Genomic DNA, 8563 nt, shown 5'->3' on the forward strand with positions numbered 1-8563 from the left:
CCTTGTGACCGACGTGACACCGCCGGGCCGCACCCCCGGTACCACCGCACCGTCACCGGGCCGTCACGGCGGAGCGGCCCGGCCTCACCCCCGGATCGGCCCGACCCGGGCCCGGAACCACGGCCCGGCCCGGGCTCAGAACAGCGAGCCGCCCGCCACCTGGAGGACCAGCTGCGGCGCCACCGAGAGGACCACGGCGGCGGAGGCGGTGAGCCCGAGCGTCGCGGTGAGGCTCACCGGCAAGCGGTGCCCGGCGGCGGCCGCCTCGAGGGGCGCGTCGCCCGCCGGGGCGAACAGCCGGGCCGTCCAGAGCAGGTAGTAGTACAGGGCGACGACCACATTGACGGCCATCACCACGGCCAGCCAGCCCAGCCCGGCGTCGACCGCCGCGCGGAACACCACGACCTTGCCGAACAGGCCGACCACGCCCGGCGGCAGCCCGGCCAGGCAGAGCAGGAAGAAGGCGAGCGCCAGCGCCGTCCAGCGGTTGCGGGCGAACAGGCCGCGGAAGTCGTCCACGCTGGTCCCGGCCCGGCGGCCGACGGCGGCGACCACCCCGAAGGCGCCGAGGTTCACCACGCCGTAGATCAGCGCGTACGCGGCGGTGGCGCCGAGCGGGTCGACGCCGGTGGGCGCGTAGCCGGCCGCGGCGAGCGGCACCAGCAGGTACCCGGCCTGGCCGACCGAGGACCAGGCGAGCAGCCGCACCGCGCTGTACCGGGTGTCGAAGCGCTGCCGCAGCGCGCCGACGTTGCCGACGGTCATGGTGACGGCGGCCAGCACCGCGAGCACCAGGCCCCAGGTGTGGGCGTACGGGCGGAAGGCGACGGTGGTGGCGAGCGCGAGCCCGGACAGGCCGGCCGCCTTGCCGACCACCGAGAGGTAGCCGGCCACCGGCAGCGGGGCGCCGGTGTAGGTGTCGGGCACCCAGAAGTGGAACGGGACGGCGGCGACCTTGAAGGCGAAGCCGACCAGGGTCAGCACCGCGCCCGCCTCGGCCAGCGGCCTGAGCTGTCCGGGGGCGTGCTCCAGGCCCTGGGCGACGGCGCCGAGGTGCAGGCTGCCGCTCGCCGCGTAGACGAAGCCGACGCCGAGCAGCATCACGGCGGTCGCGGTCACCGAGGAGACGAAGAACTTGAACGCGGCCTCGGCGCCCCGGCCGTCCCGGCGCAGCGCGACCAGGGCGAAGGCGGGCAGCGAGGCGACCTCCAGGGCGATCACCATGGTGGCGAGGTCCCGGGAGGCGGGCAGCAGGGCGGCGCCGGTGGCGCTGGAGAGCAGCAGGAACCAGTACTCGCCGCGCGGCAGCTTCTCGTCCTCCACGGTGTGCGTCGACAGCAGCGCCGCGATCAGCGCGCCGCCGAGGGCGAGCAGCTGGAACACCAGGGCGAAGTGGTCGGCGACGTACGAGCAGCCGCCGTTGTCGGACCCCCCTGCTACGTTCTGCACGCAGAAGGTGGCGCGGGGTGACGATCCGGTGAGGGGAAGGAGCGCGATGAGGGCGAGGGCGAGTCCGGCCGCGGTGAGGCGGCCGAGCCACTTCTTGTGCCGCTCGGGCAGGAACAGGTCCGTGAGCAGCACGGCGAGGGCGGCCACGGCGGCGATCAGCGGGGGCGCGATCGCCACCCAGTCCACGGACTGGATCAGGCTGCCCGGGTTGGCTACGGCGAGGGAGGTCACAGTGTGCTGCCCCGTGGAGTGAGGTCCGAGTGCGGCGGTCTGGGCTGCGAGCACGGTCAGCCACCCCCGAGGAGGTGCTTGACGGCGGGGTCGGAGAGGCCGAGCAGCAGCGCGGGCCAGAGTCCGGCGAGCAGGGTGAGCGCGGCCAGCGGCGTCCAGCTGACGGCCTCGTACGGGCGCAGGTCGGCGAGCTCGGCCACCGGGGCGGGCTGCTCGGGGTCGCCCATGCAGACGCGCTTGACCACGATCAGGAGGTACGCGGCGGTGAGGAGGGTGCCGAGGCCGGCCAGGACCATGTAGGTGACGAACGCGGGGCGCGACAGGCCGGCGGCCGGGTCGAACGCGCCGAACATGGCGAGCAGCTCGCCCCAGAAGCCGGCCAGGCCGGGCAGCCCGAGGCTGGCGACGGCGGCGAAGGCGAGCAGTACGCCGAGCCGCGGGGCCCGGCCGTACAGGGCGGCGCCGGTGGCGCCGGCCAGGGTGTCGAGGTCGGCCGTGCCGTAGCGGTCCTTGAGCGCGCCGACGACGAAGAACAGCAGGCCGGTGATCAGGCCGTGGGCGATGTTGGCGAACAGCGCGCCGTTGACGCCCACCGGGGTGAGGGAGGCGATGCCGAGCAGCACGAAGCCCATGTGGCCGACGGAGGAGTACGCGATCAGGCGCTTGAGGTCGCCCTTGGCGCCGGGGCGGGCCAGCGCCAGGCAGGCCAGTGAGCCGTAGACGATGCCGACGGCCGCGAAGGCTCCCAGGTAGGGGGCCAGGGTGGCGGCGCCGTCCGGTACGACCGGGAGGAGGACGCGGACCAGGCCGTAGGTGCCCATCTTCAGCAGCACGCCGGCGAGCAGCACCGAGCCCACCGTCGGGGCGGCGGTGTGCGCGTCGGGGAGCCAGCTGTGCAGCGGCCAGGCGGGGGCCTTGACCGCGAGCCCGACCAGGATCGCCAGCGCGGCGATCACCTGGGTGGTGTGGCTCAGGCCGCTGCCGTGCGCGGCGGCCAGGGCCTGCATGTCGAAGGTGCCGGCCTTGCTGCCGATCAGCAGGAAGCCGAGCAGCATCACGGCCGAGCCGAGCAGCGTGTAGAGGATGAAGCGGTTGGCGGACGGCACCTTCGCGCCGCTCCCCCAGCGGGCGATCAGGAAGTACATCGGGATCAGCACGATCTCGAAGGCCAGGAAGAAGAGCAGGAGGTCCAGGACCGCGAAGGTGGCGAGCATGCCGACCTCGAGCAGGAGGAACAGCCCGACGAAGGCCTGCGCCGAGGGCACGGTCTCCCCGTCCGGCAGCCGCTTCTCCGAGTACAGCGCGCAGAGGAAGGTGAGCAGCGCGGTCAGCACGACCAGCGGCAGCGAGACGCCGTCCACGCCGAGGTGGAGGCGCACGTGCAGGGCCGGGATCCAGGACACGTCGGTGGTGGCCTGCATCCGGGCGGGTTCGTCGTGGTCGAAGCCGGCCGCGAGGGCGACGGCGAGCAGGAGCACCGCGCCGGTGACGACGGTGTTCAGCCGCAGGGCCCGCCGGTCGGCCACGGCCCGGTCCGGCCCGAACACCGGCGCCAGGGTGAGTGCGGCACCGAGCAGCGGCAGCAGCAGGAGGGCGATGAGGACTGCGTTCATCGGGGGCTCCCAGCAGCGGTCGAGGTGGCGGAGGTCGAGGACAGCAGCACCGGCTACACCGCCACCAGGACGGCCAGCAGGACGACGCCGGCCAGCAGGGCGCTGAGGTACGTCTGCGCGTTGCCGGTCTGCGCGAGCCGGACGGCCCGGCCGAGCAGGTTGGCGCCCGCTCCGCTGCCGCGCACGTAGGTCTCGACGACCTCGCGGTCGAGGAAGCGGACCAGCTTCGCGGCGGCGCCCACCGGGCGGACGAACAGCGCGTGGTAGAGCCGGTCGACGCCGAAGCCGTGCCGGGCCGGGCCGAACAGCGGGCCCAGCAGGGTGCGCCCGGGGTCGGCGACGATCACCTCGGCGGCCGGGGCTCCGCCCTGCTCGGGCACCCTCCCCCAGCCTCCGGCCGGGGCCGGGCGGCCGGTGCCCAGCCGGGCGGTCGCCGAGCGCCAGGCGCCGTACGCGGCGATCACGCCGACCGCGGCGAGCCCGGTCCCGGTGACGGCGGTGACCGCGGAGGGCCGCAGCGAGCCGCCGTCCAGGAGCGCGGGCAGCCAGTCCGAGCGCAGGCCGACGATGCCGAAGCCCATGGTCGGCACGGCCAGCACCCAGAGCGGCCAGCGCATCGCGGGCGGCTCGGCGGTGGCCGGGTCGGCCTCGTCGAGTTCGGGCGAGTACGGCGCGCCGGCCTCGTGGTCGGCCGGTGCCAGGACCTGGACCCGGGCCTTGGCGGCCGCGGCCGTCGGCACGGCGGCCCCGGCCGGGCTGTGGAACGCCAGCAGGAAGAGCCTGGTCGCGTACGCGGCGGTGAGCAGCGCGGTGAGCCCGGCGGAGATCAGCACGATCCACCCGGCCGCCTGCGGCACCGCCGAGGCCGGGCCGAGCCCGTTGGTCAGCGCCTCGCCGTTGGCGGCGTGCTCGGCGGCGGTCAGCACCGCCTCCTTGCTGAAGAAGCCGGAGAACGGCGGCAGCCCGACCAGGGCGACGAGCGCGATGCCCGTCGTCCAGTAGGCGTCCGGCACCCGCTTGCGCAGCCCGGGCATGCGGGACATCGCGGAGATCGAGTTGGTGTGCGCGGCGTGGATCACCACGCCGGCGGCCAGGAACAGCAGCGCCTTGAACGCACCGTGGCTGACCAGGTGGAAGACCGAGGCCTCGCGGTCCCCGCTGGCCAGCGCGCCGGCCATGTAGCCGAGCTGGCCGACGGTGGAGTAGGCGAGCACCCGTTTGAGGTCGTCCTGGGCGAGCGCGCAGAGCGCCGAGCCGATCATCGTCACGGCGGCCATCACCGCGAGCACGACCAGCGCCGCGCCCGACAGCAGGAACACCGGCAGCAGCCGGGCGACCAGGTAGATGCCGGCCGCGACCATGGTGGCGGCGTGGATCAGCGCGGACACCGGGGTCGGGCCGGCCATCGCGTCCGGGAGCCAGGTGTGCAGCGGGAACTGGGCGCTCTTGCCGGCCACGCCGGCGAGCAGCAGCAGCGCGGTCAGCGTCGGGTGCCCGAGCCGGCCCTCCGTCGCGGCCGCCAGCACGTCCGGGACGCGGAAGCTGCCGGCGTCCGCGCCGAGCAGGAAGATCCCGAACAGGAACGGCACGTCACCGAGCTTGGTGACCAGGAAGGCCTTCAGCGAGGCCGAGCGGGCGTCCGCGGTCTCCCAGTGGTGGCCGATCAGGAAGTACGAGCACAGGCCCATGACCTCCCAGCCGACCAGCAGCACGATCAGGTCGCCCGAGTAGACCACCAGGAACATCGCCGCGGTGAACAGCGAGACCAGCGCCGCGTACGAGGGGTAGCGCGGGTCCTCCTTGAGGTACGCGGTCGAGTAGACCTGGACGCAGGTGGCGACCAGGCCGACCAGCACGGAGATCAGCGAGCTGAAGCCGTCCAGGTGGAGGCCGAGCGTGATGTCCGGGCCGCCGGTCGGGGTGAGCCGGGTGCCGGCGTCCAGGGTCCGGCCGGTGCCGAGCTGGAGGGCGACCACCAGGGCGAGCACGGCCGCGACGGCGACCGGGACGATCGCCAGCGGCCGGGCCAGCCCGGGCGCCTTCCGGCCGACGGCCAGGGTCGCGGCGGCGCCGAGCGCGGGCAGCGCGGGGACGAGTGCGGGCAGGGCGAGGTTCATGCGGCGGCCTGGCCCTTCAGTGCCTCGGCTCCGGTCGGCGTCCCGGCGCCGACCGGCGTCTCCTCGACGGCGAGCGCCTCGCCCGGGTCGCCGAGCGCGGTGGCCCGGTCGATGTCCGCGGTGCCCCGGGCCCGGAACAGCAGCAGGACGATGGCGAGCCCCAGCCCGACCTCGGCGGCGGCGACGGTGATGGTGAACAGGGTGAGCGCCTGCCCGGCGTGCAGCGAGTCCCGCAGCCACGCGTCGAAGGCGACCAGGTTGAGGTTGACGGCGTTGAGCATCAGCTCGACGGACATCAGCACCAGGACGGCGTTGCGCCGGGCGAGCACGCCGTACACGCCGACGCTGAACAGCAGCGCGGCGAGGACGGCGGGGTAGGCGAGGTGCATCAGCTCTCCTCCGACGCGGACGGCGCGGACGGCGCGGACGGCGCGGGCGGAGCAGCGGGAGCGGCCGTAGTCGTCGCGTTCACGTTCGCGGCCGCGTTCGCGGCGACCGTCCCGTTGGACCCGACCGGCCGCCCGGCGCGCAGCCTGCCCGCCCGGGGCGGCGGCACCCGCCGCCCCGAGCCGCGCGACAGCACGATCGCGCCGACCAGCGCCGCCAGCAGCAGCACGGACAGCGCCTCGAAGGGCAGGACCCAGTGCCGGAACAGGCTGGCCCCGGTGACGGCGGCCGAGCCGCCGCCCTGGCCGAGGTCGATCCAGGAGGTCCGGAAGGCGTCGACCACCAGCGTGACCAGCGTCCCGGCCGCGGCCAGCGCCACGACCAGGGCCACCCAGCGGTTCTTGGAGTCGGCGTCCGGCGAGCGCCCGATCGGCGCCTTGGTGAGCATCAGCCCGAACAGCACCAGGACGACCACCGAGCCGAGGTAGATCAGCACCTGCACCCAGGCGATGAACTCGGCCGTGAGCAGCAGGAACTCCACCGCCAGCCCGCCGAGCGCGACCACCAGCCAGAGCGCGGCGTGCACCAGCTGCCGGGTGGTCACCGAGACCACGGCCGAGCCGAGCACGGCGATCCCGACCAGCAGGAAGACGATCTCCTGCCCGGTCGGGGACAGGAACGAACGGGCGGCCGGCTCCAGGGAGCCGGTCGCCGCGAGAAGCGTGGTGGCACCGGTCACGCGTCGTCACCCTTCTCCTCGAGGGCCGCCGCGGCGGCGGCCGCCAGCTTGTCCGCGGCCTTGCGCGCGGTGGCGATCTCCTTGGGCTCCTCGGCCGCCGGGTCCAGCGCCGGCGGCGCGGGGACGGTCCACATCCACTCGCGGAGCTTCTCCCGCTCGTGGGTCAGCTCGTGGATGTCGGTCTCCGCGTACTCGAACTCCGGCGACCAGAACAGCGCGTCGAAGGGGCAGACCTCGATGCAGATCCCGCAGTACATGCAGAGCGAGAAGTCGATGGCGAACCGGTCCAGCACGTTGCGGGTGCGGGCCCGGGCGTTCGGCTCGGCGGCCGGCAGCGTCTCCTTGTGGGAGTCGATGTAGATGCACCAGTCCGGGCACTCGCGCGCGCAGAGCATGCAGACCGTGCAGTTCTCCTCCAGCAGCGCGATGACGCCGCGCGAACGCGGCGGCAGCACCGGCTGCACGTCGGGGTACTGCGCGGTGACGCTCTTCCTCGTCATCGTCCGCAGCGTCACGGCCAGGCCTTTGGCGAGCCCGATACCGGGGAAACTCATGAGATCGCCACCTTGATGATGCCGGTGAGGGCCAGCTGGACCAGCGCGAGCGGGATCAGCACCGTCCACGCGAAACGCATCAGCTGGTCCTCGCGCAGACGCGGGTAGGTGACCCGCAGCCAGATGACCACGAAGGCCAGCGCGAAGGTCTTGAGGAGCATCCAGAGCCAGCCGAGCTGGTCCGGCAGCGGGCCGTGCCAGCCGCCCAGGAAGAGCACCGCGGTCAGTGCGGACACCACCAGGATGCCCACGTACTCGGACAGCAGGAACAGGGCGAACCGCAGGCCGGTGTACTCGGTGTACGCGCCGAAGATGATCTCCGAGTCGGCGATCGGCATGTCGAACGGCGGGCGCTGGAGTTCGGCCAGACCGGCCGTGAAGAAGACGAACGCCCCGATCAGCTGCCAAGGCAGCCAGTACCACTCCCAGGCGTCCACGATCCCGGGCAGCGACAGCGTGCCGGCGGCCATCGCCACCGAGGCCGCCGCCAGCACCAGCGGCAGCTCGTACGACATCAGCTGCGCGGCCGTGCGCAGGCCGCCGAGCAGCGAGAACTTGTTCGCCGAGGCCCAGCCGGCCATCAGCTTGCCGATCACGCCGACGCCCATCACGGCGAGCACGAAGAACAGCCCGGCGTCGATCGCCTGGCCGACGAAGCCGTCCGGGCCGACCGGGATCGCCAGCAGCACGAAGAGGTACGGCAGCAGCGAGACGGCGGGCGCCAGCTGGAAGACCCGGCGGTCCGCCCCGGCCGGGACGATGTCCTCCTTCTGCGCGAACTTCACGCCGTCCGCGACGAGCTGCGCCCAGCCGTGGAAGCCGCCCGCGTACATCGGGCCGAGCCGGCCCTGCATGTGCGCCATGACCTTGTGCTCGGTCTGGCCGATGACCAGCGGGAGGACCAGGAAGACGACGAGGGTGGCGACGCAGCGCAGCACCGTGTCGAGCAGGTTCACGCGCCTTCTCCGTCCTGGTCGGCCGGTCCGGCCGAGGTCTCGTCCTTCTGCTCGACCGGCTTGCCCGGCTCAGCGGGCTCAACGGGTTCAGCGGGCTCGCCCGGCTTCTCGCCCGACGGCTTCTCCTCGTGGGCGGGCACCGGGTTGTGCCAGGGCGCGTCGGAGGACCGGGGCGCGTCGGAAGGCCGGGGCCGTACGGGAGCCGCGGGCTCGGCCGTCGGCTCGGCGGCCGGTTCGGCGGGAGCCTCGGCGGCCGTCTGACTGGCCGACCCCTCGGACACCGACCGGGTCCGCCGCGGCCGGTCCGCCCGCACCGGCGGGGCGCCCTCGGCCGGAGCGGCCGCGGGAGCCTCGGCGGCCGCCTGGCTCGCCGACCCCTCCGACACCGACCGGGTCCGCCGCGGCCGGAGTTTCATGGCTTTGTGGCCTGGCCGGCCGTTTCCCGGACGGCCAGCTCTACGCGGACCTGCGCGGTTACGCACCCGGAGGCCCCGCCGACCCCGCCGAGGCCCTGGGC

General features: G+C 74.1%; 8 protein-coding genes. All 8 read right to left on the reverse strand.

Annotated elements, in window-relative coordinates; translation table 11 throughout:
• Positions 1 to 135 precede the first annotated feature (135 nt).
• From ACWDCZ_RS07025 to ACWDCZ_RS07060, 8 genes are read right to left on the reverse strand one after another with little or no spacing between them, the layout of a single operon-like run.
• Positions 136 to 1680, reverse strand: coding sequence for an NADH-quinone oxidoreductase subunit N (locus ACWDCZ_RS07025; protein WP_449811772.1), 1545 nt, complete (start codon positions 1678 to 1680; stop codon positions 136 to 138).
• A 56-nt stretch (positions 1681 to 1736) separates the two neighbouring features.
• Complete coding sequence (locus tag ACWDCZ_RS07030) at positions 1737 to 3293, reverse strand: complex I subunit 4 family protein (RefSeq protein WP_380776510.1); 1557 nt, start codon at positions 3291 to 3293, stop codon at positions 1737 to 1739.
• Between the two features lie 53 nt (positions 3294 to 3346).
• On the reverse strand, positions 3347 to 5410 hold the full coding sequence (locus tag ACWDCZ_RS07035) for an NADH-quinone oxidoreductase subunit 5 family protein (protein WP_449815411.1): 2064 nt from the start codon (positions 5408 to 5410) through the stop codon (positions 3347 to 3349).
• On the reverse strand, positions 5407 to 5799 hold the full coding sequence (gene nuoK, locus ACWDCZ_RS07040; protein ID WP_049660586.1) for an NADH-quinone oxidoreductase subunit NuoK: 393 nt from the start codon (positions 5797 to 5799) through the stop codon (positions 5407 to 5409). The genes ACWDCZ_RS07035 and nuoK overlap by 4 nt, the downstream gene beginning before the upstream one ends.
• Positions 5799 to 6536, reverse strand: a complete 738-nt coding sequence (locus ACWDCZ_RS07045) for an NADH-quinone oxidoreductase subunit J family protein (RefSeq protein WP_449815412.1) — start codon at positions 6534 to 6536, stop codon at positions 5799 to 5801. The genes nuoK and ACWDCZ_RS07045 overlap by 1 nt, the downstream gene beginning before the upstream one ends.
• Positions 6533 to 7090: a NuoI/complex I 23 kDa subunit family protein gene (locus tag ACWDCZ_RS07050; RefSeq protein ID WP_380670562.1), complete on the reverse strand. Its 558-nt coding sequence runs from the start codon at positions 7088 to 7090 to the stop codon at positions 6533 to 6535. Before ACWDCZ_RS07050 ends, ACWDCZ_RS07045 begins: the two co-directional genes overlap by 4 nt.
• Positions 7087 to 8046 (reverse strand): NADH-quinone oxidoreductase subunit NuoH, encoded by a 960-nt coding sequence (gene nuoH, locus ACWDCZ_RS07055; protein ID WP_375876941.1) that lies wholly within the window; start codon positions 8044 to 8046, stop codon positions 7087 to 7089. Before nuoH ends, ACWDCZ_RS07050 begins: the two co-directional genes overlap by 4 nt.
• Positions 8043 to 8432 (reverse strand): hypothetical protein, encoded by a 390-nt coding sequence (locus ACWDCZ_RS07060; RefSeq protein ID WP_449815413.1) that lies wholly within the window; start codon positions 8430 to 8432, stop codon positions 8043 to 8045. The genes nuoH and ACWDCZ_RS07060 overlap by 4 nt, the downstream gene beginning before the upstream one ends.
• Positions 8433 to 8563: the final 131 nt, after the last annotated feature.

The sequence above is a fragment of the Kitasatospora sp. NPDC001225 genome (genome assembly GCF_053597855.1).

Bases quoted from the DNA above. Each gene is read 5' to 3' on its own strand.
- ACWDCZ_RS07030 (WP_380776510.1), bottom strand. From the start codon at position 3,293: ATGAACGCAGTCCTCATCGCCCTCCTGCTGCTGCCGCTGCTCGGTGCC.
- ACWDCZ_RS07035 (WP_449815411.1), bottom strand. From the start codon at position 5,410: ATGAACCTCGCCCTGCCCGCACTCGTCCCCGCGCTGCCCGCGCTCGGC.
- nuoK (WP_049660586.1), bottom strand. From the start codon at position 5,799: ATGCACCTCGCCTACCCCGCCGTCCTCGCCGCGCTGCTGTTCAGCGTC.
- ACWDCZ_RS07050 (WP_380670562.1), bottom strand. From the start codon at position 7,090: ATGAGTTTCCCCGGTATCGGGCTCGCCAAAGGCCTGGCCGTGACGCTG.